The sequence below is a fragment of the Pseudomonas sp. G.S.17 genome (assembly GCF_038096165.1).
Lineage (GTDB): Bacteria > Pseudomonadota > Gammaproteobacteria > Pseudomonadales > Pseudomonadaceae > Aquipseudomonas.
Genome location: NZ_CP151076.1, coordinates 4,819,386 through 4,843,303, shown reverse-complemented (window position 1 = coordinate 4,843,303; position 23,918 = coordinate 4,819,386). Strand labels below are relative to the sequence as shown.

Genomic DNA, 23,918 nt, shown 5'->3' with positions numbered 1-23,918 from the left:
TGTGCGGGCCGGTAACGGCGTGCCGTTAGGCAGGCCGTGCTTTTTACCAGGCCGGCCTGATAAATCGATCTCCGTACAGAATCGCAAATTGATTCATCGCACTTTTCCAGTCATGGGCTGCAGAGCCCCAGTTTGCAGTGATATTGCGCAGCCCAAGCCAGATCAGTTTGGTTGCTGCATCGTCAGTTGGGAAGTGGCCGCGAGTTTTGATGATCTTGCGTAGCTGAGCGTTGATGCTCTCGATGGCATTGGGTGTAAATCACCTTTCGGATCGCTGGCGGGAAAACGAAAAATGGAATGACTCGATCCCAAGCCCGTCGCCACGCAGCTACTACCGTCGGATATTGCTTGCCCCAAGGCCCGGTTTCAAAGGCATCCAGCGCCTGTTCAGCTGCTTCGGCGGTGACCGCCTGATAGATCGGTTTAAGCGCCTTGGCCAGCTCGCGGCGCTTATCCCAAGCCGCATAATCAAGGCTGTTGCGAATCAGATGAACGATGCAGGTTTGCAGTGTTGTGGCTGGAAAGACAGCGCCAAGGGCTTCCGGCATGCCTTTTAGCCCATCTGTTACGGCGATCAGTACATCTTCAACGCCGCGTGTTTTAAGGTCGTTGAAAACCTTCATCCAGAACTTGGCACCTTCGGTATTTTCGATCCAGATGCCGAGAATATCCCGTGTGCCGTCGGGCAGAACACCTAGTGCCAGGTAGATCGCCTTGTTACGCACCAGTTCTTCTTCACGGATTTTGACCCGCAGGGCGTCGAAGAAAATAACCGGATACATCGGTTCCAGAGGCCGCTGCTGCCACGCACCGATTTCTGCCATGACCTCGTCGGTTACAGAGCTGATGAAGTCGGGCGAAACGTCCGTACCGTACTGCTCGGACAGGAACGCACGGATTTCTCTGACCGTCATTCCTCGGGCGTACATGGCGATGATCTTGTCGTCAAAACCGGTGTAACGGCGCTCGTGCTTGGGAATCAGAATGGGCGAAAAGCTACCGTCCCGGTCGCGAGGGATATCCAGCCGGATCGGGCCGTCACCCGTTAAAACCGTCTTGCCGCTTTTGCCATTACGCTGGTTGGTTTCATCCTCTGGGCGCTGCGCGCCCGGCGGATAGCCCAAGTGGTGACCGAGCTCAGCATTAAGGGCTCGCTCGATCAATGCCTTCTTGAACGCCGTAGAAGCGTCTTCGATGGCTTCAGCGGTCATCAGCCCGCCGCCGAACTGCTCAAGCAGTTCTTTAGGGATTTTTGGTAGCTCGCGCAGCGCAGGTTTCTTTTTGGTTGGCATATATGCACCTCTTACTCATGTTATGCCCGAACACAAAATTTCTGACACCCCCTCGCGAAGGGGCCAGCGTATCCAACCCATTCATGAGTCAGGAACACCCGCTTCGCGAGCAAGCTCACACACTCGTCGTGGCGTTCTATTTCCCCGGAATCAACGTCAACCGCTGCTTGCCATAGGCCTTCTCAAGATTCTGCTGTTGCACCGGAATCGTCTGATACAGGCCCTTGAGCGAAGGCTCGATGGCGTCGCTGTAATTGGCGCTGGCCGGGTTGCCGGACTGGCCGATGTTGACCTGGCCCATCATCGGTTCGGCCTGGCTGAAGTCGACGATCATGCGCATGCCTGGTGCTACCGGGCTGTCGAAATTCGTGCCCCATGGATAAGCCGCGATGTTCAGCGTGCTGTGGTCACCGCCCGCCGCAACTGCGCCATGCTCAATGCTGTTGCCGACTAATGGATTGCTCTGCCACAGGTAGCGATGCAGTTTGCCCCATTGCCAGCCTTTGTGATCGCCGCCCAATTGACTGTCGCCTGCGGTGATGGCCGCTGCGAGGCTGCGGGCCAGAATCGTCGGCTTGTCTTCTTTCTGCGGAGTTTTCACGTCGTCCCAGTACAGACTGTCTTCGCGTCCCAGCAGGTGATCGGCCTGCGGCGAGTAAGACAGGCTGGCGTTCTGCACCAGCGCTTTCCAGGCCGGGCTGCTTTCCGGACCCAGCTCGTCGAGAAAGATCTGCCTGGCGCTTTCCTGCAAGAACAGCTCATACAGCGCCGCGTCAGCGGACGTTGCCGTCAGCTTGCCGTCGAACGCCATCAAGCGCGTATAAGCCTCGCGTGCTTTGCCGCGCTCGGTTTCAGGCAAGGCGTCGATGGCTTGTTTAAGCGGTTTGACCATGCCCGGCGCTTCGAGCATTTTCTTCAGCTTGGTGGCAAAGGTGGTGGTCTGGTCGTATTGCATGGCAATCACGCTGCGGCTGTCCTGCTTGCCGCTGTTGGCCAGTTCGGCAATACGCTCGGCGCGTTCCGGGGTCTTCCACGAGTTGGACAGCTGCATGCCGTAACCCTTGGGGAAGGTGCGCTGGTTGGCCGTGCCGATCCAGCCTTGGGTCGGGTCCTGATCGTAAGGATGCAGCATCGCGTCGGCGAAACCGTCCCAGTCGTAGCGGCTGTCCCAACCCGGCGACGGCAGCAGGCCCAGGCCTTCACGACGATTCGGGAAGCGGCCGGTGACTTGCCAGCCGATGTTCGAGGCGTCGGCGAATACCATGTTCAGGGCGATGGCGCGGATTTCCCGACTCGCGTCGAAGGCTTTTTCCACTTTCGACGCGCGGGACAGGTCGAAGAACGCATCCAGGCTCTTGTCATCCTTGTAATCCGGGGTTTGCAGCGCGAGGCCAAGCCCGTTGCCGAGTTGTCCGCCCATATTGCTGTTGAGCAGCGGGCCGTGACGCGTCTCGTAGACCGCTTCGCGCACCGGGCTGCCGCCTTTGACGAAAAAGGTCTCTTCGTGGGAAGTCGCAGGCAGCCATTTGCCATCAGCCATGTACATCAGGCGATTGTTTTCCCGCTTCAGTTTCTCCAGGAACACGTCCTGGTTGTCGCCCATCACCGAGGCCATGGACCATGCAAGCTTGCCGTTGAAGCCTGACAGGATCAGCGGCAGACCGGCGATTGAAGTACCGGCGGCCTGATATTTCGGCGCGCGAATCTGCACGAACGTCCACGCTGAGGCCAATGCAGCGGGCAGTTGCATGTCGTTGGCCAGCAAACTGCGGCCATTGCGCGCTCGCTGCGGTGCAATGGCCCAGTTGCTGGACGCAGCAACGCCGAGCATGTTCAAGTCCGAGAGTTGCAGGGCGACTTTATTCAGATCGCTAAGCCCTGATACTTGCCCGCCGAGGTTCAAACCCTTGAGCTTTTCTGCTTCGGCGAAGGGCAATTCTTCATCCGGATAGGTCGGAATCAGCCAGGCCAGTTTGTCGGCCCCGACTTTCTGCGCCAGTACCAGCGCGGACAATTCTTCCTGCAAGTTAACCGACTGGCTGAAGTTCAGCAGACTGAAAATCAGCGCCGAATCTTCGGCTTTCCAGTATTCCGGGCGATAGCCGGAGGAGGCCAGATCGGCAGGCAGCTTGTCGCGATAGCGGAATAGGTAGGCGTTGACGCCTCGGGCATAGACTTCGAAGAAGCGCTTGAGGCGTGGCGACGCGGCGTTGTACAGCTCGCCGGCGTTGCGCTTGAGGTTGGCCGCACGCATCAGACGGTCGACGTCCAGTGCGCTGGAGCCGACCATTTCCGACAGACGACCCTGCGCAAGCAGGCGCATGCCGACCATCTGCGTGATGCGGTCATTGGCGTGTACGTAGCCCAGCGTGAACAGCGCGTCGTGGAAGGTGCTGCTTTCGATCAGCGGCATGCCTTGTGGCGTGCGGCGTACCGAAACGTTTTGCGCCAGGCCCTTGATCGCAACCGTGCCTGAATTCGGCATCAGCGTATCGGTGTCACCACCGCCGAGTTGGCAGCCCGCGAGACTCAGGAAACCCGCCGCAGCGGCGGCAGCGCCGAACCGGGGTAGAAATTTGGAAAGGGCTGGCGAGGCCATGGGCGGAGCTCCTGCGGGGGTGGCGTATAAAAGGCGCTACGTTAGAGAGCAGTCGCGCGGCACGCAAGCGGGGAGCAGGAGTTTATTTTCGCAACGTTGAGATCGTTGGAGCGAGGCTTGCCCGCGAAGGCGGCGGGTCAGGCTATACATATGTCTGCTTACGGACGCTTTCGCGGGCAAGCCTCGCTCCAACAGATTCCAACAGGCTTCAAGCCTTCGGCGGATTCACTTGATCGACCAGCGCATAAGCACGCTGGGTGGCTGGGCGATTGGCGACGGTTTCGAACCAGCGTTTGAGGTGCGGGAAGTCGTCGATGTTCTGCTCCTGCAAGGCGTGCGTCACAATCCACGGGTAGATCGCCATGTCCGCGATGCTGTACTCACTGCCCGCCACGAAGTCGCGGCCGTCCAGTTGCTTGTTCAGCACGCCGTACAGACGAGCGGTTTCGTCGACGTAGCGCTTGATCGCGTAGGGGATTTTTTCCTTGGCGAAGCGGTTGAAGTGATGATTCTGGCCCGCCATCGGCCCCAGCCCGCCCATTTGCCAGAACAACCACTGCAAGACTACCTGACGACCGCGCAGATCCTGCGGGATGAACTTGCCGGTTTTTTCCGCCAGGTACAGCAGGATTGCGCCAGATTCGAACAGACTCAGCGGCGCGCCGCCATCGGCAGGCTCGTGATCGACGATGGCCGGGATGCGATTGTTGGGCGCGATTTTCAGGAATTCAGGCTTGAACTGATCGTTCTGGCCAATGTTCACCGGAAAGATCTTGTACGGCAGTCCGGCTTCTTCAAGAAACAGCGAGACTTTGTGACCGTTGGGCGTGGTCCAGTAATGCAGGTCGATCATTGAAAGCTCCGAATGAGTTCAGCGCAAAAAAGACCACCTGTTTTACTCTGACTTCAGCGGATCGCACAAATGAAAACGGCCCGCAAGGCAGGCCGTCGGCAGTGCTCGACACGTTACGCGCCGTGGCACTTCTTGAATTTCTTGTCGCTGCCGCAAGGGCAAGGATCGTTGCGGCCAACGTCTTTCAAGGCGTTGCGCACCGGCTCCTGGTGAGCATGACCGCAGTTCGGGCCATGAACATGGCCGTGCTGGTGGTCGTGATGGTCATGGGCGTGATCGTCGTGATCGTGATTGCAATCAGGGCCATGCACGTGGTCTTGCTGGGTCATCGGGGTTACTCCGGAATAAAGTCGCCGGGGATTATCTCCCCATCGCGACCGATACGCACGTTGTGCCGGAACAAAAAGCCGGTCTTGAGTTTGCCTTCAAGGCTGTAGTGAATCGCCTGATCAGGCTTTTTCAGCAGCCTGGCGATGTATTTCATGTGCTGCCAGAGGTTGGTCCTGATCGGCACGACAAAGTTCTTGTGGCCTTCACCATCGACCACAAACCAGTCGGTTGACTCGCCATCGGCCAGCATCACGTCACCGAGCATGACCTTATAGCGCAGGCTGCGTACCAGCATGCTGCCGCTGTTAGGGTTGTCGACGCGAAAATGCAGCTTGAAATCCTGCTGCATCAGCTTGGCCTTGACCACTTCGACGCGGGTCAGGCGCACCACGGGCTCCTTGTAGTCGCTGACCACCAGGCTCGAGCATCCGGCCAACACCGAGAGCAGCAGCGCCAGGCTAATTGTTCTGATCACATGCGCCTGTAAAAACATTGTCGTGCTCCATTTGAGGCCTGAGTTTAGCAGGACGGCCTGCTTGTTCCATTTGCTGAGCGTACGCATACTCATGCCACGAGCTACAGAGTCTGACCCATGAATCTTTATGAAATTGTATTTAATGGCCAATTGATACCCGGCGCTCAGCTTGAACGAGTGCAGGCCAATCTGGGGAAATTGTTTCAGGCCGACGCCCAACGGCTGGCGCTGCTGTTCTCCGGGCGGCGCCTGGTGCTCAAGAACAATCTCGATGCAGCGGCCGCTGAAAAATATCGCGCGACCCTGGAACGCGCCGGAGCGTTGGTCGACGTTCTGGCCATGGCGCAGCAGATCGAAGAGGTGGAGCTGGCGCCGCCACCGGACGAACCCGCTTGGTTGCGCAAGCCGTCAGCCCGCAACGGCCGCTTGCAGGTCGCGCCGCGGGATGTGTACATGGCTGCTTTCGTTGACGTCGATGCGCCGGATTTCGCGCTGTTTGAAACCGGCAGCGACTTGCAGGACGCCAAGCCCGAGGCCGTTGCGCCGCGCCTGGATCTTTCCCGCATAAGCCTGGCCCCGGCCGGCAGCGACATGGGGCAGGATGAAAAACCCAAGGCCGGGCCAGCACCGGACACTTCGCACCTGAGCCTGAAGTGAATCAGGCCATATAGCTGGCGCAGCACTTCTTGAACTTCTGTTCACTGCCGCACGGGCAGGCATCGTTGCGGCCGGCCTTGAGCGGCACGGTCGAGTCGATGAAGTACCAACGGCCCTGATTCTGCACGAAGGATGAGCGTTCGCGATGGCTGTGCTCGCCGGCGCCGTCGTGCCAGCGCGCCGTGAATGTCACGAATGCATGTTCAGGTTTGCCGCCGAACACTTCCGTGCTCTCCACCTCCAGTCCCAGCCAGGTACTTTGCAGGCTCCACTGGCTGATCGACTCTCGATCCAGCCCGGCTTTCTGCGCCGGTAACGTGGTATCCAGCAAGTAATCGACCAGGCCCAGCACGTAGGCGCTGTAGCGCGAACGCATCAGTTTTTCGGCACAAGGCGTAGGCTGGCCAGTGTGAAAAGGGCCGCAGCAGGAGATCAACAAATCTCCGCTGCCGCATGGGCAGATAGCGCTACTCATGGGTCACCACCAATATTTGCCAAAATTCTCCGGGTTGGCCCAGAACCGCGCGTTGAGCCAATCCGGCACTTGTTTGTATTCGCGCAGATCGTACGTAAACAACGTCAGCACTTGTTCGTCCCGGCCGAAGCGTTCTGTCAGTTGCAAGGCCAGGGAATAGAAGTCCGTGTCCTGCCAGCCGCAGGCCGGTAGGTCGGCGAGCACCGCGATGCGGCTGGCGTTCAGGTTACGAATGCCGCCCAGCAATTCCAGCCCGGCGCGCTTGGGTATGTGCTCCAGGCAATCGACGACCAGCGCCAGATCAAATCGCAGGGCGGCCAGTTCGGCAGTCAATGGTCCGGGCACCGCGTGAAACACTTCGGTGTCCGGATGCGCGTCCTTGAACGCCTGAAGCGCCGGAAATGTCTGCGCGCCGATCATCAACAGGCGGCGCGGCGTCTGCTGGTCGAGCAGGGCGGCCAGCGCTTGCTGGGGCGTGCGGGTGGAAAAGCCTTCGCTCATCGAAAATCCTCGTATTGACCTGCAAGACTAGCGCGCTCTCGGCGGTGGGCCTAGTCCTGAAATTGTCGAAACAGGATGATTGTGTGGGACCGGATTCATCCGGGAAGGCGGCATTCCATTTCACGGACATGTATCGAATGTACTGACCATTTCGCGAATGAATTCGCTCCCACGGGACCGTGATGCAGGCGCGAGATCCGGTTTCTCCCCAATAAATACGGGCTCAAGCTGGCGAAGTGGCGATGTGATGTCTTTACTTGAGAGGCGGCGCATTGAGCCGAACCCTTGGGAGAAGAAATTGATGAGAATAATCCGGACGGCGTTACCTCTGATTCTTGTAACCAGTGTCTTGACCGGTTGTGCCGGTTTGCAGAAGACCGACTGGCCATTGTGTGCGGCTGGCGGCGCTTTGGCGGGCGCGGCGGCGGGGGCGTTTCAGACCGCAGCGGTGGCGGCCAGCCTGGGCGGCGCGGTGGGCGTGATGGCAGGCGCATATTGCTGGGTGCATGGCGACGGCGACGATGATGGCGATGGCGTGAAAAACAGCATCGACAAATGTCCCGATACGCCCAAAGGTGTTCAGGTAGACGCCACCGGTTGTCCGCTGGTAGAGCCCGCGCCCGCGGCAGTGGTTGAAGAAGTGGTGGTCGTCAAGGAAGAGGTGATTGTCATCAACGATGTGCTGTTCGAATTCGACTCGGCGCGCCTGACCGCTGCCGACAAGTCGAAACTCGACCTGATCGCGACTCGCCTGAAACGCGAAGCGCCGAGTGCGCAATTGCGGGTCAGCGGGCACACCGACAGCGTCGGCCGTGATGCCTACAACCAGAAACTGTCCGAGAAACGCGCGATTTCGGTGACGGATTATCTGGTGAGTTCGGGCATTGCGCGCAGTGCGTTTGTGTCTGTCGAAGGCGATGGCGAAGCGCGTCCTGTGGCTGACAACAAAACGGCGAGCGGCCGCTCTCTCAACCGTCGTGTAGAGATCAAGATCAACCGCTGATTCTCCCCTCTCGATGCGGGCTCGGCGTAGTAGCCGGGCCCGCATTTCCTGCGCCGTTCGGCAGCTCAGTGTGACTGCGTGAAGAATTTTCATCACCCCGCTGGCATATTCGGCAGGCAAGCCGTCTACTGTGCGCGCGGAAAACGCACGCAATAATAAGCGTTCGCATAAAAAAATCATGACCAGGGGCGAGTAATGAAGGTGTTTTGGGGATTGGGGAAGCTGCTGACGTCAGGGTTCTGGCTGGTGGTGGTGCTGAATCTGGTTATCGTGTTACCGACGCCGTTCGGCATGCTGATCAAGCTGGCGGGCAGCTTGCTGATCTTGACGCATGTCGCCGAGCTGCTGCTGTTCAATGGCAGCCTTCGCGGGCGCAAGCATCCTTGGCGTGATCGCCTGCAAATTCTGGTCTTCGGCATTTTTCACCTGCAATCCTTGCCTAAATCGTCCTCGGAGGCCGCTCATGCGTAGTCTTTTCCTGCTGGCCGCGCTGTGCAGTCCTTTGGCGATGGCGCAGACCATCACTGTCGAAAGCCATTCCTTGATGCGCCTGCCCAACGCTACCAGCGTGCTGCAACTGGAGCGTCTGGAAGTCTCGGATTACGGCACTTTGCTGATTCCGTCCGGCCTTACCGAAGTCAAGGTCGATCAACTGGTGCTGGGTCATGAAGCGCGCATTGCGATTGTGCCCGGCAGCCAGCCATTCAGTCTGGTGGTGCGTCGCGGTCAGCTCGGCGAAGGCAGCCAGATCACTGCGCGTGGCTCGCCTGGCACTTATGAGAAAGCGCCGTTGCCAGGGCGAAATCTGACGCTGCGCCTGGAATCCCTGAGCGCAGCCGAGCTGTCGGTTGATGCGCGCGGCGGCACCGGTGCGCCCGGTTATGTCGGCCTCGATGGCGCTAACGGCGAAGCGCCGGGTTGCACCTGGGGTCAGGCGGGGCGTGGCTTCAATGGCGACGACGGCGGCAATGGTCACGATGGCGCTGCAGGTGGTCAGGTACGTCTGGAGCTGCCGTTGGCGTTCCCTGCCGCGCACATCAAAGTCAATGTCGAGGGCGGTGCCGGTGGTGCGGCGGGTCAGGGCGGTCGTGCCGGCAAGGGCGGAGCGTCCAAAGGTTGCATCGTCTATCGCGCCGATGGCGGCAAGGCTGGACGGGAAGGTCTGCCAGGCCAGCCGGGTGTTGCCGGGCCAGCCGGCGCGTTGAGTGTTCAGCGGCTGTAAGCACGACAGTGTGCGAGCTTGCTCGCGAAGGGGTTACTGCAGTCAGCATAAGTGTTGAACTCAGACAGCCTTCGCGAGCAAGCTCGCTCCCACAAATACATTGGCTAGCCGGATTGTCAGAACCCCGGTCTTGCCGAAGCAATCACCACCACGGCCAGGCCCACCAGCAGGTTGATCCCCACCAACCGGCGAATCCGGCCCAGTGCGGCAGCGCCTTCGGCCCAGTTTTCAGCGTCCACCGCGCGGCGCAGTTCCGGCAGCTGCAATGACTGGATACGAATAAACAGCGCAGTCATGACCACGTACAGCCCCATCATCACTTGCACGTAGCGCGGCGCGCCGTCGAAGCCGCCGAAGTGCAGGTGCATCATGCCCACGCCGGTGATCGGCAAGACCACGACCGTGGCCCAGACCCAGACGAAAAACCGGGGAAACACCTGGACCCACAATTTCAGTCGGGAGGGGCCTTCCAGCGCCGCGCCGACCGCCGGTCGCAAGACCATCCAGGCGAAAAACATGCCGCCAACCCAGACCAGGGCGGCCAAAACATGCAGCGTGTAGACAAGGGCGAAAGGTGTCATCAGGTACTCCGTTCTGCGCGGATGGAATTTGCGGGGTATGATAGCCGCCCGTGAGAACTACTGAAGATATATCCAGCAGTTTTGCGTTTTAATTGTCATTGATGCCCAGCAGCGCCCGAGCCCGACCGAAGCCATGATCAGTAACGAACTCAAGTCCCAGATTCAGGGCGCCTACTCGCGTTTCCTCGAAGCCAAGAGCCTCAAGCCGCGCTATGGCCAGCGTTTGATGATCGCCGAGATCGCCAAAGTGCTGGGCGACGTGGACACCGATGAGGAAGGCCGGCGCACGGGCGACCCGGCAGTCGTGGCGGTCGAGGCGGGCACGGGTACCGGCAAGACCGTGGCCTATGCCATCGCGGCGATTCCCACCGCCAAGCTGGCGGGCAAGCGGCTGGTGATCGCCACCGCAACCGTGGCCCTGCAAGAGCAGATCGTCTACAAGGATCTGCCCGACCTGATGCGCAACAGCGGGCTGAACTTCACCTTCGCCCTGGCCAAGGGGCGCGGTCGCTACATGTGTCTGTCCAAGCTCGACATGCTCCTGCAGGAAGGCGACGCAACCAACGCCACTGCACAGCTTTTCGAAGAAGAAGGCTTCAAGATCGAAGTTGATGAGGCCAGCCAGAAGCTGTTCACGTCGATGATCGAAAAACTCGCCGGCAACAAATGGGACGGCGACCGCGACAGCTGGCCCCAGGAATTGCCCGATCAAGACTGGGCGCGCCTGACCACCGATCACAGCCAATGCACCAACCGGCATTGTCCGAACTTCCAGCAGTGCGCCTTCTATAAGGCACGGGAAGGCATGGGCAAGGTCGACGTGATTGTCACCAACCACGACATGGTGCTGGCCGATCTCGCGCTGGGCGGCGGCGCTGTATTGCCCGATCCGCGCGAGACGCTGTACGTGTTCGACGAAGGCCATCACCTGCCCGACAAGGCCATCGGCCACTTCGCCCATTACACGCGCTTGCGCTCCACCGCCGACTGGCTTGAGCAAACCGCCAAGAACCTGGCCAAATTGCTCGCCCAGCACCCATTGCCGGGTGATCTGGGCAAGTACATCGAACAAGTGCCGGAACTGGCCCGTGAGATCAAGGGCCAGCAGCAATTCATGTTCACAGCCTGCGAGCAACTGGCGGATTTCCGTGCCGGCGAAGACATGCAAGGTCGCGAACGCCCGCGTCATCGTTTCGTCGGTGGCGTGGTGCCCGAGCACATTCGCGAGATGGGCATCGAACTGAAGAAAGGTTTCGCGCGCCTGGACGATCTGTTCACGCGCCTGACCGATCTGCTCAAGGAAGGCATGGACGGCGAGGTCAACATCGGCATCGCTAGCCATCAGGCCGAAGAATGGTATCCGCTGTTCGGCAGCCTGCTGGCCCGCGCCCACGGCAACTGGGAATTGTGGACCGCGTTCACCGCCGAAGACCCGGAAGACAGTCCGCCCATGGCGCGCTGGCTGACCCTGGCCGACAGCGCCTCGTTGTTCGACATCGAAGTCAACGCCAGCCCGATCCTCGCCGCCGAAATGCTCCGTCGTAATTTGTGGAACATTGCCTACGGCGCCCTGGTGACTTCGGCGACGCTGACTGCGCTGGGCAAGTTCGACCGCTATCGCATGCGCGCTGGTTTGCCCAAGGGCGCGGTGACGGCAGTGGTGCCGAGCCCGTTTCATCACGCCGATGCGGGCGTGCTGCGGGTGCCGGACCTCAAGGCCGATCCGCGCGACTCGGTCGCGCACACCGCCGCGATCATCCGCGAATTGCCGAATCTGGTGGAAGGCTCGCGGGGCACGCTGGTGTTGTTCTCGTCGCGCAAACAGATGCAGGACGTGTTCGACGGTCTGGAGCGCGATTGGCGCAAACAAGTGTTCATCCAAGGCAACCTGTCCAAGCAGGAAACCCTCAACAAGCACAAGGCGCGGGTCGACAGCGGCGAATCCAGCGTGTTGTTCGGGCTGGCGAGTTTCGCCGAGGGCGTTGACTTGCCCGGCGCGTATTGCGAGCACGTAGTGATTGCCAAGATCCCGTTCGCGGTGCCGGACGATCCGGTCGAAGCGGCATTGGCCGAATGGATCGAAGCCCGTGGCGGCAATCCGTTCATGGAAATCGCCGTGCCCGATGCCTCGTTGCGTCTGGTCCAGGCCTGCGGACGTTTGCTGCGCACCGAGGAAGATCGCGGCACCATCACGCTGCTTGATCGCCGCGTGGTCACCCAGCGCTACGGCAAGGCTATCCTCAACGCATTGCCGCCATTCCGCCGCGAAATTTCCTGAAAAATCCTCGGCATCATTGGCGCCGGATCGGGTCTTAACCTGGTCCGGGTGTCTATGCACAACCGCCTGACCGTAGGACCGGCATTAGCGGGGAGAGGGTTCTCGCGGCTGAAGCCGCTCCTACGATCGGATATCGGCCAAGTGCAGCGCTCCCACAGGCCACAGGATTCAGATCATCAAGGAGAACCTGATCACATGATTCGCCGCTCACTGTCTGCCGTGCTGGTCATGGCCTGCGCTGGACCTTTATTCGCCGAGCCGGCTGGCCAGCAGACGCTGTTCAGCTTCGTGCGTCCGGCCGACGTGGTGCAAGTCGCCACGGATAACACCAGCCTGCCGCAATCCAATGCCGAACAGACCGCCGAGGGCGAAGTGTTGCGGCGTGTGGTGTTCAATCCCGTGGCCCGGCCGAGCCTGCGCCTGACGCCACAAAGCGGTGTGTGGGACTGGTCCGCCGACAGCGCCATGACCTTGCGCATCCAGAGCGCGATGGATTGGGCGCTGACCCTCGATGTGCAGATTCAGAGTGCCGACGGCAAGGTGATCAACAGTCGCGTGGACCTGCCAGCTGGCCCGGCGCAAACGCTGTTGGTGCCGTTGCAGGCCAGTTCGCCGTTGACCCAGGGCATGCGCGCCGGACCGCCGATGCCGTGGACTTACGAAGGGCAGCGCGTGTTGCTCGCCAATGCTCAGGGCGAGCTTGATCGCAGCCAGGTGGTGTCGGTCACGCTGTCGATGACGCAGCCGAACGTCGCGCAGAGCATCTTGCTCGAACGTTTCGGCGTGCAGCAAGGCGATGGGGTTCAGCAGGCGGTCTATGCGGGTATCGTCGATGGCTACGGCCAGTTTTCCCGTGGCAAATGGCCGGAGAAAGTCAGCAGCGACGAGCAACTCAAGGCCGCTGCCGCCAAGGAACAGCAGCAAACCAAAACCTGGCTGGCGGATCGCCCCGGGCTGGACAAATTCGGTGGCTGGCTCGACGGCCCGACGTTCGATGCGAAAGGCTTTTTCCGCACGGAAAAGCGTGCGGATCGCTGGTATCTGGTAACCCCTGAAGGCCACCCGTTTTACTCGCTAGGGATCAATGCGGTCGCGGTGGACGACAGCCCGACCTATGTTGAAGGCCGCGAATCCATGTTCGCCAACCTGCCGCAAGAGAATGAGCCGCTAAGCGCGTTCTACGGCAAGGGCGACAATCACAGCAACAATGGCTCGGGCAAGGACCGCCAGTTCGATAAAGGTCGCTGGTTCGATTTTTACGGGGCCAATCTGCAGCGCATTTACGGCGCGAAAACCTGTGAGCCGGCAGCGCCAAACCCTGCCGAACCGGTTGCTGCTGCTGTGGAATGCAAACCCGCGCCATACGATCTCCAGCATTGGGTCGATCGCACCCTCGATCGCCTGCAAGCCTGGGGCTTCAACACCGTCGGTAACTGGAGCGAGCCGTTGCTTGGCTCCCAGGATCGGGTGCCTTACACCTTGCCGCTGTCGATTTATGGCGACTATTCAAGCATCAGCACCGGCCAGGACTGGTGGGGCGGCATGCCTGACCCGTTCGATCCGCGTTTTGCCATGGCTGCCGAACGGGCCATCGCTATCGCCGCCCGCGACCATCGAGATGATCCGTGGCTGGTGGGCTTTTTCGCCGATAACGAACTGGCCTGGGCCGGGCCGGGCGATGATCCCAAAGCCCGCTACGCGCTGGCCTACGGCACCATGAAAATGACCACCGATGCGCCGGCCAAGCGTGCGTTCCTCAAGCAGTTGCGCGACAAATACCGTAATCAGCAAGGTCTGTCCCAGGCCTGGGGCATTGAGCTGACCGCCTGGGAATTTATGGAAGACCCCGGTTTCGAGCCGCCGCTGCCCAACCCGGAACATCCGGACATCGAAGCCGACTTCAAGTATTTCCAGCAAGTGTTTGCCGAGACCTACTTCAAGACCATCTCCGACTCGCTGAAATGGCACGCGCCCAATCACTTGCTGCTGGGCGGCCGTTATTCGGTCAGCACGCCTGAGGCTGTCGCGGCTTGTGCCAAATATTGCGACGTGTTGAGTTTCAACTTCTACACGCCAAAACCGCAGGACGGTTACGACTTTGCCGCGCTTCGTGAGCTGGACAAGCCAATTCTGGTCAGCGAATTCCATTTCGGTTCCCGTGATCGAGGGCCGTTCTGGGGCGGGGCGATGGAAGTGGCGCGGGAAGAAGACCGCGGTCCGGCGTACGCCAACTTCCTCAAACAGGCGCTGGCCGAGCCGTCGATTGTCGGCGTGCACTGGTTCCAGTATCTGGACCAGCCGGTCACCGGGCGTTTGCTGGATGGCGAGAACGGTCATCTCGGTTTGGTGGGCGTCACTGATCTGCCCTTTCAGGGGTTCGTGGAAACCGTGCGCAAGAGCAATCGCCAGGTGGCTGCTGTGTTGAACAAGGCAGCGGCCGGGAAAAAGGCCGCTGCCGATCCCGCCGCAACGCCTCAAACCACGCAACCTTGAGCTGAGCCAGTTCCCAAAGCGCTCAATCGCTGAAACAATGCAGGCCATTTTTTCAGATCAGTCGTTTCGGGAGCCAGCGGGTGCAGATTCAGGGTCATTTCGAGCTTAAATTCGAAGCGGTGCGCGAAGCGTTCGCGGCACTCTTCGAAGATCCTCAAGAGCGTGGCGCTGCGCTGTGTATCCAGATCGGCGGGGAAACCGTGGTCGATCTGTGGGCTGGCACTGCCGACAAGGATGGCGCTGAGGTCTGGCACAGCGACACCATTGCCAATCTGTTCTCCTGTACCAAAACCTTTACTGCGGTCACCGCGCTGCAACTGGTGGGCGAGGGCAAGCTCAAGCTGGACGAGCCTGTGGCTCGGCTTTGGCCGGAATTTGCCGCTGCCGGTAAAGACGCTATCACCTTGCGTCAGTTGCTGTGCCATCAGGCCGGATTGCCCGCGTTGCGCGAGTTGCTTCCCGCTCAAGCGCTGTATGAATGGGAAACCATGACTGGCGCGCTCGCGGCGGAACAACCCTGGTGGACGCCGGGGCAGCGGCACGGTTACGCCGCCATCACTTATGGCTGGCTGGTGGGTGAAATGCTGCGCCGCGCGGACGGTCGCGGGCCGGGCGAGTCCATCGTGGCCCGCGTGGCGCGGCCGCTGGGCCTGGACTTTCATGTCGGTCTGGCCGATGACCAGTTCCACCGCGTTGCCCACATCGCACGGGGCAAAGGCAACACCGGCGACGAGGCTGCGCAACGGTTACTGCAAACCACTATGCGTGAGCCCAATTCCATGACCGCCCGTGCGTTTACCAACCCGCCTTCGATCATGACCAGCACCAACAAGCCTGAATGGCGGCGCATGCAGCAACCGGCAGCCAACGGCCATGGCAACGCGCGCAGCCTCGCCGGTTTTTACAACGGCCTGCTCGATGGCAGTTTGCTGGAGCCGGAACTGCTCAGCGAACTGACCCGCGAGCACAGCCTTGGCCAGGACAAAACCCTGTTGACCCAGACGCGTTTTGGTCTGGGTTGCATGCTCGATCAGTCCGCTGTTCCCAATGCTACTTATGGCCTGGGCGCCAAGGCGTTCGGCCATCCTGGGGCTGGCGGTTCCACCGGTTTCGCCGATCCTGAACGCGAAGTGGCTTTCGGCTTCGTTACCAATACCCTGGGGCCTTATGTGCTGATGGATCCTCGCGCGCAGAAGCTGGCTCGGGTGCTGGGTGAGTGTTTGCTCTAAGTTGTGTACATAAGTACTTGTTTCTTACCGACTGTCGATTAATTGGCCCGAACAGGAACCGTGTGACGGTTTCCTTTTCCAACAGTCTGTTTATGCGTGTTATATGGGCTCTGCCAAGTCCCCTTGTCTGTCTACTTTTTTTGTGGGTCACCCATGTCGTCTAATAAAAGCCTCGCTATCGCCCTTTGTCTTGCTGTTACGGGCTGTGCTCAAACGCCTCAAAACGATTCTGCCGCCACTGGCTCCAACTGGTGGCCGTTCGGTGTGGACAAGGTTGCCGAAGCATCGTCGCCAGGTGCAGCGCCAGCCAAGGCTCCGGAAGCCAAGCCTGCGCCAGTAGCCGCGGCTGCCCCTGCCGAAGGTGGCACCCACTGGTACTGGCCGTTCGCATCCAGCGACAGCGCTGCACCAAAAGCCGACAGCGCCGCCAAGCCCGCTGAAAAAACCTTGCCGCCACTGGTTGCCAAGTCCGAGACGGATACTCAGTGGTGGTGGCCGTTCAGCAGCGCCAAGAAGGACGGGCCGCAGGCCGCGCCAAAGATCGACCCTAAAGTGACCCAGGCCTGGCTTGACGAATATGAGCCGCGCCTGCGCCTGGCAATCAAGGACACGCCGTTCGAGATCGAGCGCCGTGAAGACCTGTTGGCGATCACTGCGCCAGTGGACAGTTCTTTCAACCCGGATCGTCCGGCGATGTTGCTGCCGGTTACTCTCGGCCCGATTACCCGTCTGGCGAAAATCGTCGAAGGCGATCCGAGAACCGCCGTACTGGTACTCGGCCACGCTGACACCACCGGTGCGGCGGTCGCCAACCAGAAAATCAGCCAGGAACGCGCGCAATCGATCGCCGCGATTTTCCGCCTCAGCGGTCTGGAGCGTAATCGCCTGAGTCTGCGCGGCATGGGTGCACTTGCTCCGCGTGCTGCCAACGACAGCGCTGAAGGTCGCAAGCTGAACCGCCGTGTGGAAATTCTGATGACGCCGCAGAACACCATGGCGGCGCTGATGGCCAAATATCAATTGCCACCGGCACCGACCATGGTTGCGTTGCAAGACGCCAAGCCTGCTGCAGCAGTAGCGCCGGCGGTTGCACCCAAGCCCGCCGTGAAGGCAGCCCCGGCCAAAGCCGCTGCCAAGAAGCCGGTCGCCAAGGCACCGGCTGCGAAAAAAGCAGCACCGGCGAAAAAAGCCGCTCCCGCCAAAGCCGCGCCAGCCAAAGCTGCCGTGAAGAAGAAGCCTGCTGCGACGGATCAGGCCAGCAACTGAGTACCGGTCTGACTCGCGCTTGATCGGGCGAGTCAGCCCCAGGATTTTTTTCAGCGAAGGATGGACGTCATGACCCAGTCTCTGGCCGATATGCGCCGTGACTACGCCCGCGATGGCTTGACCGAAGCGCAGTCGCCCGATGAGCCGTTTGCCCTGTTTCACCAATGGTTTGCCGAGGCGGTGAAAACCGAGCAGGCACCGGTTGAAGCCAATGCCATGACGTTGGCAACGGTGGACGAGGACGGGCGTCCTCACTGCCGGATTCTCTTGCTCAAGGGCCTTGATACTCAAGGCTTCACCTTCTTCACCAACTACGACAGCGCAAAGGGCCAGCAACTGGCGGCGCGTCCGTTTGCGGCCATGACGTTCTTCTGGCCAACGCTGGAACGCCAGGTGCGTATCGAAGGGCGCGTGGTCAAGGTCACGGCGCAAGAGTCCGACGCGTATTTCCAGGTCCGCCCACTGGGCAGTCGCCTCGGCGCCTGGGCTTCGCCGCAGAGCCGGGTGATCGCTGATCGCGCCGAGCTGGAAGGCATGATCAAGGCAACCGAACAGCGCTTCATCGACGCTCAGCCACATTGCCCCGAGCATTGGGGCGGATACCGGCTGTTGCCCGAACGCATCGAATTCTGGCAAGGACGGCCGAGTCGTCTGCATGATCGTTTGAACTATCGCCTGCTGGATAACCAGTGGACGCGGGAACGACTTGCGCCCTGATCCTGTTCTTTGAATTTTTCGTTCGGCCCGTCGTCATACGGCTATGAAGGCGCTGCTGTATAACGCCTGAATGATCTTAAATTAACGAGGAGGGGGCCGTGACAGCGCAAGTCGCGCGGAGTCTAATGGCTACCTGTTCCTCTGGAGATACCGATATGCGTAAGTCTGTTCTGTTGGCTGCCTCTTTCACCGCGATGGCGCTGACACTGGGCGGTTGTACTTCGAATCTGACCGGCGATTCCTATTCCCGTGATGAAGCGCGGACAGTGCAGTCCGTTCGCCTGGGCACTATCGAGTCGCTGCGTCCGGTCAAGATCGAAGGCACCAAGACGCCTATCGGTGCAGGCGCAGGCGCGGTTGTCGGCGGCGTGGGTGGCAGCGCCATTGGTGGCGGTCGCGGCAGTATCGTCGCGGCAGTCATTGGTGCGGTAGCCGGCGGCTTGCTGGGCTCGGCAACCGAAGAAGGCTTGACCCGCACCCAGGGTGTGGAAATCACCGTCCGCGAAGACGACGGCTCGATGCGCGCCTACGTGCAGCAGGTCCAGGAAAACGAAATCTTCCGCGTCGGCGAGCGCGTACGCATCATGAGCGTCAACGGCACGAGTCGTGTGACGCACTGATGGTCTGACAGCAGGTCCGGATGGATCTGTAAGAAGTAATAAAAAATGCCCGCGTCTTTGGATGCGGGCTTTTTTTGTCGTAATTTTATTTCGGTGCGCGTGAGTATTCGAATGCGGATTCATTGGCTAGCGATCTGGTTGCATGTAGGAAAGTGCTTGTGCGTGAGTAAGTGGTTTCGGAATTAATCAAGAATCCAACTAATTTCTAATAATCATCGCGTTTAGTATTGACCGCAGGTCGTGCGATTGATTACGTCCTGGTTGTCAGTTGATAAGCAGCTGTCCGTCGGCGTCGCATCAACGATGCCTGCGTTTATTTTATTAACGATTAATAGCCGGTGACGGTGTGGTTTTCCATCGTCCAGAGAATAACGGCTGAAAATAAAAGGAATCTTAATCATGAATAAATTTTTGTTTGGCAAGCGTGCCTTATATATGGCTGTGGCCTTTACTTTATTAGGCGGAATGGGGAATGCAGTGGATGTTATGGCTACGCAAAATCTGGGTGATACAGTCGTGGCGGAACAAGTCGGGGAAACTCCGGTTGTTTTGGTAGATAAGTTGAATGTTTTTAACGGTTTTCTGCAAAATAATGTGGAGGTAAAATATTATAGTTTTACGGCGGTACGTGGACAGAATGTAATGTTCAGGGGTGCGCGCCCGGCAAGCTGGCCATCAGGGGTTGCTTATGAATATAAAGCCGGAGATGTCTGGCAGTTGCTGCCGGCTAACGGTGTCCATATTTTCGATAGTCTGACGCCTGGCGATGAAGTGTTGATCAGGGTGTTCAAACGCCCAAACAGTAATACGGTGTCCCGTGCTTATGGCTTTCGATTTGGTTCTGCGCCTTATCACGCCAGTGCGGACTTGATCAGAAGTGACGCCCAAGGTCTCCCGCTGTATGCCGGGATTTTTCAAGCCTTTCGGGAAGTAACCTGGTCTATCCATATCCATGATTCAACCGGACATCCGCTGGAAGGTGCCAAGGCAAGTATAGAAGTTGGAGTTGCAGAAAAAGTCGACGTGTACACCGCTGCGGATGGTCGGGCCGCAGCCACGATAGCTTTGCCCGCCTGTGAAGGCAGCATGGTCTCCAACTCATTTTCTACGGGTAGCGGGACGTTAAAACGCTGGTGGAACCTTAGGTATAACCCGGGCCGATTGGTCGCAAAACTGGAGGACGATGATCGAGGTTATCAATGGAATTCAGGGGCCATTGATAGTACTTTTGGACATGTTTGCAAGCAGTGGCTGTTGTATTGATTTAATGGTTTTAACCGGGCGTATACCTGTATGCGCCCGGTTTGCTGCAGTACGCGTTATTTCTTCGGTTTGTTTTCAGCTTGCTGCTGTTCAAGTATTTTTTCGGCCTGCACCTGTAATTGCTCAATCCACGAAAACCCTCTTGCGGGGCTGGTGCCGCCATTTTGAAGCAGTAAACCGTAATCAACAAATTGGTAGATGTTCTTCAACGTGACAATACCGTCATATTTGGTCAGTTCTGGTACGTGCTTCAGGCTGTGAACAACCAGTTTTGCATGTTCAAAGGTCAGTTCTTTAAAATCGTCCAGATCATTGAGCCAGCCGTTCAGCTGGTTGATCTCTTTGTCAGTCAGCGCACCTTCCGGTGAAGTCACCTCCAGGATCCCATGTTCATTGACGGTGAATCCGAAATTTTTATCAGCCAGATCAGGCAGGCATACACGCAACTGGTCTTTGAAACCAGTAAATATATCCTGCATTTGCTCCATCCTCAAGTGCATCATCCAGTTGAGGGTGTATACGGCATCGTCTTCGTAGTGGCTTAATGATGTGGCCAGCTTATCGCTTATTTCGGGAGGAAGATTTTCAATGTCCTCCAGAGAGGCGTCCAAACCTATTTTGTTATAGGGGGCGCGAACGGTGGTGTACTTGAATCCCTCTGTAGAAAGCAGTGATTTATAGGTTTCTTCCCGCTCAGGTGTAATCGTTCCTTCTACCAGTTCGGTTTGATAGTCCTGTTTGATAGATTGCCAGTAGTCAAGGCCAGGACGATACCGTGGGGCTACAAAAGCGTGTTGCTGAGTGTTGGGGGAAGGTGCAATGGTAGAAGACATAATTTCATCCTGCTTTAGTTTGTTTTTATGTTTTTACATTCCCCTTCTATAACGGCAATCCCTACAAGTCCGTGACCTGATTCAGTCGTGCGTTCTGTCTGCATAATTTGTATGAAATCGGCTACATGCGCCCCGATAGACGAGGCGCTGGCTAACCGTGAGTGTGCAACGAAGGTTTGGTTACTGGCCCTGATTCCTCCGGCTGGCAACCACCATCACCCCGTAACCGACAAACGCCGCCAGTATCGACCCGGTGAGAATGCCCATGCGGTCGACGCCTGCGTATGCGCTGCTGCCCGGTTCAAAGGCCAGGGAGCCAACGAACAGGCTCATGGTGAAACCAATGCCGCACAGGATCGATACGCCCAGCACTTGCCCCCAGTTCGCGCCTTGAGGCAGGGCGGCGATGCCCAGTTTGATCGCCAGCCAGGTCAGGCCGAAGACGCCGAGGGTTTTGCCCAGCAGCAAACCTGCCGCGATGCCCATGGGTACCGGGTGGGTGAAGCTCTCCAGGGTCACGCCGCTCAGGGATACCCCGGCGTTGGCGAAGGCGAACAGCGGCAGGACGCCGTAGGCGATCCAGGGGTGCAGCGCGTGTTCCAGAGTAAGGAGTGGCGAGGATTCTTCGTTGCGGGTGCGCAGTGGAATGCAGAACGCCAGCACCACGCCAGCCAGGGTCGCATGCACGCCGCTCTTGAGCACGCAGACCCACAGCAGCAGGCCGATCAGCAGGTAAGGCCCGAGCTTTACCACGCCGAGTCTGTTGATGACGATTAACGAGACGATGGACGCCGCCGCCAGAATCAGCGACAGGTTCGACAGTTCGCCGGAGTAAAACAGCGCGATCACTACAATGGCGCCCAGGTCATCGATGATCGCCAGGGTCATCAGGAACAGCTTCAGCGATACCGGCACGCGCTTGCCCAGCAGGGCGAGGACGCCAAGGGCAAATGCGATGTCGGTGGCCATCGGGATCGCCCAGCCGCTCAAGGCGGTGGGATCGTCCTTGTTCAGCGCCCAGTAGATCAACGCCGGAATGACCATGCCGCCGATGGCCGCCGCGCCGGGCAGGACAATCTGCGAAGGTTTGGAAAGATGCCCTTCCAGAACCTCACGTTTGACTTCCAGGCCGATCAACAGGAAAAACAACGCCATCAAGCCGTCGTTGATCCAGAGCAAAAGCGGTTTGGCGATTTTCACTGCGCCAATCTGGGCGACGACGGGAACGTCGAGAAAGGCGTTATACAGCCAGGACAAAGGGGAGTTGTTGATGATCAATGCCAGAGCGGCGGCGGCAATCAGTAATAAGCCGCCGGCTGCTTCAAGCTGAAAAAAACGGGTGACAGGACTACGTAGAGGCAAGGTTCGCGCTCCATTCTTGAACAAAAGGAGCGACACCCTAACCTGTAGTTCCGACTGTTAAAACAAAAGTTATATTCGTTTTTGTTATAAGAAATATAGCGGGATTAGAGTGTTTCCAAGTCTGTCGGCAACATGATTTATTGCCGTCAGACTGTGTCTTTATGTGTCGTAGGACAGTTCCGATATCGAAGCCGGAACCTAGATTTCGATGCCTAACATATCCCTTGCCAGTGCCTCGGCAATACGAATTCCGTCGACGCCTGCGGACAAAATCCCACCGGCATAACCTGCGCCTTCCCCGGCCGGATACAGGCCTTTGGTGTTCAGGCTTTGCATGGTTTCGTCACGGGTGATGCGCAGCGGTGCCGACGTGCGGGTTTCAATGCCGGTCAGGATCGCGTCGTGCAAGGCGAAGCCTTTGATCTGTTTGTCGAACGCGGGCAATGCTTCACGAATGGCTTCGATGGCATAGGCGGGCAGGGCGTCGGCCAGATCCACGAGTTTTACGCCGGGTTTGTAGGACGGTTCGACGCTGCCCAGTGCGCTGGACGCTTTGCCCGCAATGAAGTCGCCGACTAACTGCGCTGGCGCTTCGTAGGTGCTGCCGCCGAGCACATAAGCGTGGGATTCCAGGCGCTCCTGCAACTCGATGCCCGCCAGCGGTCCGCCAGGATAATCTTCCGGGGTGATGCCGACGACGATGCCCGAGTTGGCGTTGCGTTCGTTACGCGAATATTGGCTCATGCCGTTGGTGACCACACGATTGGGCTCGGAAGTCGCCGCCACCACGGTGCCGCCTGGGCACATGCAGAAACTGTAGACCGAGCGACCATTCTTGGCGTGATGCACCAGTTTGTAGTCGGCAGCGCCCAGTTTCGGGTGCCCGGCGTATTTGCCCAGCCGCGCCCGGTCGATCAGCGATTGCGGGTGTTCGATGCGGAAACCTACCGAAAACGGTTTGGCTTCCATGTACACACCACGGCTGTGCAGCATGCGGAAGGTGTCGCGGGCGCTGTGGCCCAGGGCCAGGATCACATGACGGGACTCGATGCGTTCGCCGCTGTCGAGCACCACGCCCTGCATCTGGCCGTTGTCGATAAGCACGTCAGTCACGCGCTGCTCGAAGCGGACTTCGCCACCGAGGGCCTTGATCTCTTCGCGCATGGTTTCCACCACACCGGTCAGGCGGAAGGTGCCGATGTGCGGTTTGCTGACGTAGAGGATTTCTTCCGGCGCGCCGGCTTTGACGAACTCGTGCAGCACCTTGCGACCATGGAATTTCGGGTCTTTGATCTGGCTGTAGAGCTTGCCGTCGGAGAATGTCCCGGCACCGCCCTCGCCGAACTGCACATTGGACTCCGGGTTCAGGACGTTCTTGCGCCACAGGCCCCAGGTGTCTTTGGTGCGCTGGCGAACTTCACGGCCGCGTTCGAGGATGATCGGCTTGAAGCCCATCTGCGCCAGCAGCAGCCCGGCGAAGATCCCGCAAGGTCCGAAGCCGACCACCACAGGGCGCTCGGTCAGACCTTCAGGTGCATGGCCTACGACTTTGTAGCTGATATCCGGCGCTGGATTGAGATGGCGGTCATCGGCGAGCCGCAGCAGCAGCGCCGCTTCGTCCCGGACCTGGAAGTCGATGGTGTAGATGAAGCACAGCTCGGAGGATTTCTTGCGCGCGTCGTAGCTGCGCTTGAACAGCGTGAAGTCGAGCAGTTCTTCGCTGGCGATGCCCAGGCGCTGCAAGAGTGCAGGTCGCAGGTCTTCTTCCGGGTGATCGATCGGCAGCTTGAGTTCGGTGATTCGTAACATGAAGGGATCCAGTTTCCGGGCCGCAGGTTCAGCCCGCCAGCACTACAAGAACCGGCGATT

Annotated in this window: 21 protein-coding genes and 1 pseudogene; 11 read left to right on the top strand and 11 right to left on the bottom strand. The window is 59.1% G+C overall.

The genetic code is table 11. From position 1 onward, the window contains the following. Positions 1–43: 43 nt before the first annotated feature. From AABC73_RS22555 to AABC73_RS22535, 5 genes and pseudogenes are all read right to left on the bottom strand, one after another. Positions 44–1,292, bottom strand: a pseudogene (locus AABC73_RS22555) (IS256 family transposase). 136 nt (positions 1,293–1,428) lie between these two features. Then, on the bottom strand, positions 1,429–3,891 hold the full coding sequence (locus AABC73_RS22550; protein WP_341521037.1) for a penicillin acylase family protein: 2,463 nt from the start codon (positions 3,889–3,891) through the stop codon (positions 1,429–1,431). Between the two features lie 208 nt (positions 3,892–4,099). Beyond that, positions 4,100–4,744, bottom strand: a complete 645-nt coding sequence (locus AABC73_RS22545; protein WP_341521036.1) for a glutathione binding-like protein — start codon at positions 4,742–4,744, stop codon at positions 4,100–4,102. 113 nt (positions 4,745–4,857) lie between these two features. Continuing rightward, a complete protein-coding gene (locus AABC73_RS22540) occupies positions 4,858–5,073 on the bottom strand; it encodes an SEC-C metal-binding domain-containing protein (RefSeq protein WP_020288970.1) in 216 nt (71 codons plus the stop codon). A gap of 5 nt (positions 5,074–5,078) precedes the next feature. Then, entirely contained in the window at positions 5,079–5,567 is a 489-nt protein-coding gene (locus AABC73_RS22535; RefSeq protein WP_065835385.1) for an LEA type 2 family protein, read from the bottom strand. 99 nt (positions 5,568–5,666) lie between these two features. On the opposite strand from AABC73_RS22535, the gene AABC73_RS22530 reads away from it, so the two are divergent. Next, entirely contained in the window at positions 5,667–6,206 is a 540-nt protein-coding gene (locus AABC73_RS22530; protein WP_341521035.1) for a hypothetical protein, read from the top strand. Between the two features lies 1 nt (position 6,207). On the opposite strand, the gene AABC73_RS22525 is transcribed toward AABC73_RS22530, so the two are convergent. Both AABC73_RS22525 and AABC73_RS22520 read right to left on the bottom strand, forming a co-directional pair. Beyond that, positions 6,208–6,681 (bottom strand): YchJ family protein, encoded by a 474-nt coding sequence (locus AABC73_RS22525; RefSeq protein WP_341521034.1) that lies wholly within the window; start codon positions 6,679–6,681, stop codon positions 6,208–6,210. A gap of 3 nt (positions 6,682–6,684) precedes the next feature. Further along, positions 6,685–7,182, bottom strand: a complete 498-nt coding sequence (locus AABC73_RS22520) for a DUF6231 family protein (RefSeq protein ID WP_331152043.1) — start codon at positions 7,180–7,182, stop codon at positions 6,685–6,687. Positions 7,183–7,483: 301 nt separating this feature from the next. Here AABC73_RS22520 and AABC73_RS22515 point away from each other — a divergent pair, with 301 nt between their 5' ends. The 3 genes from AABC73_RS22515 to AABC73_RS22505 all read left to right on the top strand — a co-directional run bounded on the left by AABC73_RS22515 (position 7,484) and on the right by AABC73_RS22505 (position 9,407). Next, the gene (locus tag AABC73_RS22515; RefSeq protein WP_341521033.1) at positions 7,484–8,185 is read left to right on the top strand and encodes an OmpA family protein; all 702 of its coding nucleotides are present in this window, start codon (positions 7,484–7,486) and stop codon (positions 8,183–8,185) included. Positions 8,186–8,380: 195 nt separating this feature from the next. After that, positions 8,381–8,656, top strand: coding sequence for a DUF1145 domain-containing protein (locus AABC73_RS22510; protein WP_341521032.1), 276 nt, complete (start codon positions 8,381–8,383; stop codon positions 8,654–8,656). Continuing rightward, a complete protein-coding gene (locus AABC73_RS22505; protein ID WP_341521031.1) occupies positions 8,649–9,407 on the top strand; it encodes a collagen-like protein in 759 nt (252 codons plus the stop codon). The genes AABC73_RS22510 and AABC73_RS22505 overlap by 8 nt, the downstream gene beginning before the upstream one ends. Positions 9,408–9,523: 116 nt before the next feature. Here the strand turns inward: AABC73_RS22505 and AABC73_RS22500 are convergent, their stop codons facing one another. Further along, positions 9,524–9,988, bottom strand: a complete 465-nt coding sequence (locus AABC73_RS22500; protein ID WP_020288978.1) for a DUF2269 family protein — start codon at positions 9,986–9,988, stop codon at positions 9,524–9,526. Between the two features lie 133 nt (positions 9,989–10,121). On the opposite strand from AABC73_RS22500, the gene dinG reads away from it, so the two are divergent. From dinG to AABC73_RS22465, 7 genes are all read left to right on the top strand, one after another. Beyond that, positions 10,122–12,266, top strand: coding sequence for an ATP-dependent DNA helicase DinG (gene dinG, locus AABC73_RS22495; protein ID WP_341521030.1), 2,145 nt, complete (start codon positions 10,122–10,124; stop codon positions 12,264–12,266). A 195-nt stretch (positions 12,267–12,461) separates the two neighbouring features. After that, the gene (locus tag AABC73_RS22490; RefSeq protein WP_341521029.1) at positions 12,462–14,759 is read left to right on the top strand and encodes a beta-galactosidase; all 2,298 of its coding nucleotides are present in this window, start codon (positions 12,462–12,464) and stop codon (positions 14,757–14,759) included. Positions 14,760–14,839: 80 nt separating this feature from the next. Continuing rightward, complete coding sequence (locus AABC73_RS22485; RefSeq protein ID WP_341521028.1) at positions 14,840–15,988, top strand: serine hydrolase domain-containing protein; 1,149 nt, start codon at positions 14,840–14,842, stop codon at positions 15,986–15,988. 153 nt (positions 15,989–16,141) lie between these two features. Continuing rightward, positions 16,142–17,254, top strand: a complete 1,113-nt coding sequence (locus AABC73_RS22480) for an OmpA family protein (RefSeq protein ID WP_341521027.1) — start codon at positions 16,142–16,144, stop codon at positions 17,252–17,254. 69 nt (positions 17,255–17,323) lie between these two features. Continuing rightward, positions 17,324–17,971, top strand: a complete 648-nt coding sequence (gene pdxH, locus AABC73_RS22475; RefSeq protein WP_341521026.1) for a pyridoxamine 5'-phosphate oxidase — start codon at positions 17,324–17,326, stop codon at positions 17,969–17,971. Positions 17,972–18,126: 155 nt separating this feature from the next. Then, entirely contained in the window at positions 18,127–18,591 is a 465-nt protein-coding gene (locus AABC73_RS22470) for a glycine zipper 2TM domain-containing protein (protein ID WP_341521025.1), read from the top strand. Positions 18,592–18,990: 399 nt separating this feature from the next. Next, positions 18,991–19,854, top strand: a complete 864-nt coding sequence (locus AABC73_RS22465) for a hypothetical protein (protein ID WP_341521024.1) — start codon at positions 18,991–18,993, stop codon at positions 19,852–19,854. A 56-nt stretch (positions 19,855–19,910) separates the two neighbouring features. Here AABC73_RS22465 and AABC73_RS22460 read toward each other — a convergent pair whose 3' ends face one another. The 3 genes from AABC73_RS22460 to AABC73_RS22450 all read right to left on the bottom strand — a co-directional run bounded on the left by AABC73_RS22460 (position 19,911) and on the right by AABC73_RS22450 (position 23,858). Continuing rightward, a complete protein-coding gene (locus AABC73_RS22460) occupies positions 19,911–20,687 on the bottom strand; it encodes a hypothetical protein (RefSeq protein WP_341521023.1) in 777 nt (258 codons plus the stop codon). A 180-nt stretch (positions 20,688–20,867) separates the two neighbouring features. Next, a complete protein-coding gene (nhaA, locus tag AABC73_RS22455; RefSeq protein ID WP_341521022.1) occupies positions 20,868–22,049 on the bottom strand; it encodes a Na+/H+ antiporter NhaA in 1,182 nt (393 codons plus the stop codon). A 198-nt stretch (positions 22,050–22,247) separates the two neighbouring features. Next, on the bottom strand, positions 22,248–23,858 hold the full coding sequence (locus AABC73_RS22450; RefSeq protein ID WP_341521021.1) for an NAD(P)/FAD-dependent oxidoreductase: 1,611 nt from the start codon (positions 23,856–23,858) through the stop codon (positions 22,248–22,250). Positions 23,859–23,918 lie beyond the last annotated feature (60 nt).

What these genes read in the sequence shown, in the direction of transcription:
- AABC73_RS22505 (WP_341521031.1), top strand. Translation starts at nt 8,649, where the DNA reads ATGCGTAGTCTTTTCCTGCTGGCCGCGCTGTGCAGTCCTTTGGCGATG.
- AABC73_RS22510 (WP_341521032.1), top strand. Translation starts at nt 8,381, where the DNA reads ATGAAGGTGTTTTGGGGATTGGGGAAGCTGCTGACGTCAGGGTTCTGG.
- AABC73_RS22465 (WP_341521024.1), top strand. Translation starts at nt 18,991, where the DNA reads ATGAATAAATTTTTGTTTGGCAAGCGTGCCTTATATATGGCTGTGGCC.
- AABC73_RS22450 (WP_341521021.1), bottom strand. Translation starts at nt 23,858, where the DNA reads ATGTTACGAATCACCGAACTCAAGCTGCCGATCGATCACCCGGAAGAA.
- AABC73_RS22540 (WP_020288970.1), bottom strand. Translation starts at nt 5,073, where the DNA reads ATGACCCAGCAAGACCACGTGCATGGCCCTGATTGCAATCACGATCAC.
- AABC73_RS22535 (WP_065835385.1), bottom strand. Translation starts at nt 5,567, where the DNA reads ATGTTTTTACAGGCGCATGTGATCAGAACAATTAGCCTGGCGCTGCTG.
- AABC73_RS22545 (WP_341521036.1), bottom strand. Translation starts at nt 4,744, where the DNA reads ATGATCGACCTGCATTACTGGACCACGCCCAACGGTCACAAAGTCTCG.
- AABC73_RS22515 (WP_341521033.1), top strand. Translation starts at nt 7,484, where the DNA reads ATGAGAATAATCCGGACGGCGTTACCTCTGATTCTTGTAACCAGTGTC.
- AABC73_RS22460 (WP_341521023.1), bottom strand. Translation starts at nt 20,687, where the DNA reads ATGTCTTCTACCATTGCACCTTCCCCCAACACTCAGCAACACGCTTTT.
- AABC73_RS22470 (WP_341521025.1), top strand. Translation starts at nt 18,127, where the DNA reads ATGCGTAAGTCTGTTCTGTTGGCTGCCTCTTTCACCGCGATGGCGCTG.
- AABC73_RS22530 (WP_341521035.1), top strand. Translation starts at nt 5,667, where the DNA reads ATGAATCTTTATGAAATTGTATTTAATGGCCAATTGATACCCGGCGCT.
- pdxH (WP_341521026.1), top strand. Translation starts at nt 17,324, where the DNA reads ATGACCCAGTCTCTGGCCGATATGCGCCGTGACTACGCCCGCGATGGC.
- AABC73_RS22525 (WP_341521034.1), bottom strand. Translation starts at nt 6,681, where the DNA reads ATGAGTAGCGCTATCTGCCCATGCGGCAGCGGAGATTTGTTGATCTCC.
- AABC73_RS22550 (WP_341521037.1), bottom strand. Translation starts at nt 3,891, where the DNA reads ATGGCCTCGCCAGCCCTTTCCAAATTTCTACCCCGGTTCGGCGCTGCC.
- AABC73_RS22490 (WP_341521029.1), top strand. Translation starts at nt 12,462, where the DNA reads ATGATTCGCCGCTCACTGTCTGCCGTGCTGGTCATGGCCTGCGCTGGA.
- AABC73_RS22520 (WP_331152043.1), bottom strand. Translation starts at nt 7,182, where the DNA reads ATGAGCGAAGGCTTTTCCACCCGCACGCCCCAGCAAGCGCTGGCCGCC.
- AABC73_RS22480 (WP_341521027.1), top strand. Translation starts at nt 16,142, where the DNA reads ATGTCGTCTAATAAAAGCCTCGCTATCGCCCTTTGTCTTGCTGTTACG.
- AABC73_RS22500 (WP_020288978.1), bottom strand. Translation starts at nt 9,988, where the DNA reads ATGACACCTTTCGCCCTTGTCTACACGCTGCATGTTTTGGCCGCCCTG.
- dinG (WP_341521030.1), top strand. Translation starts at nt 10,122, where the DNA reads ATGATCAGTAACGAACTCAAGTCCCAGATTCAGGGCGCCTACTCGCGT.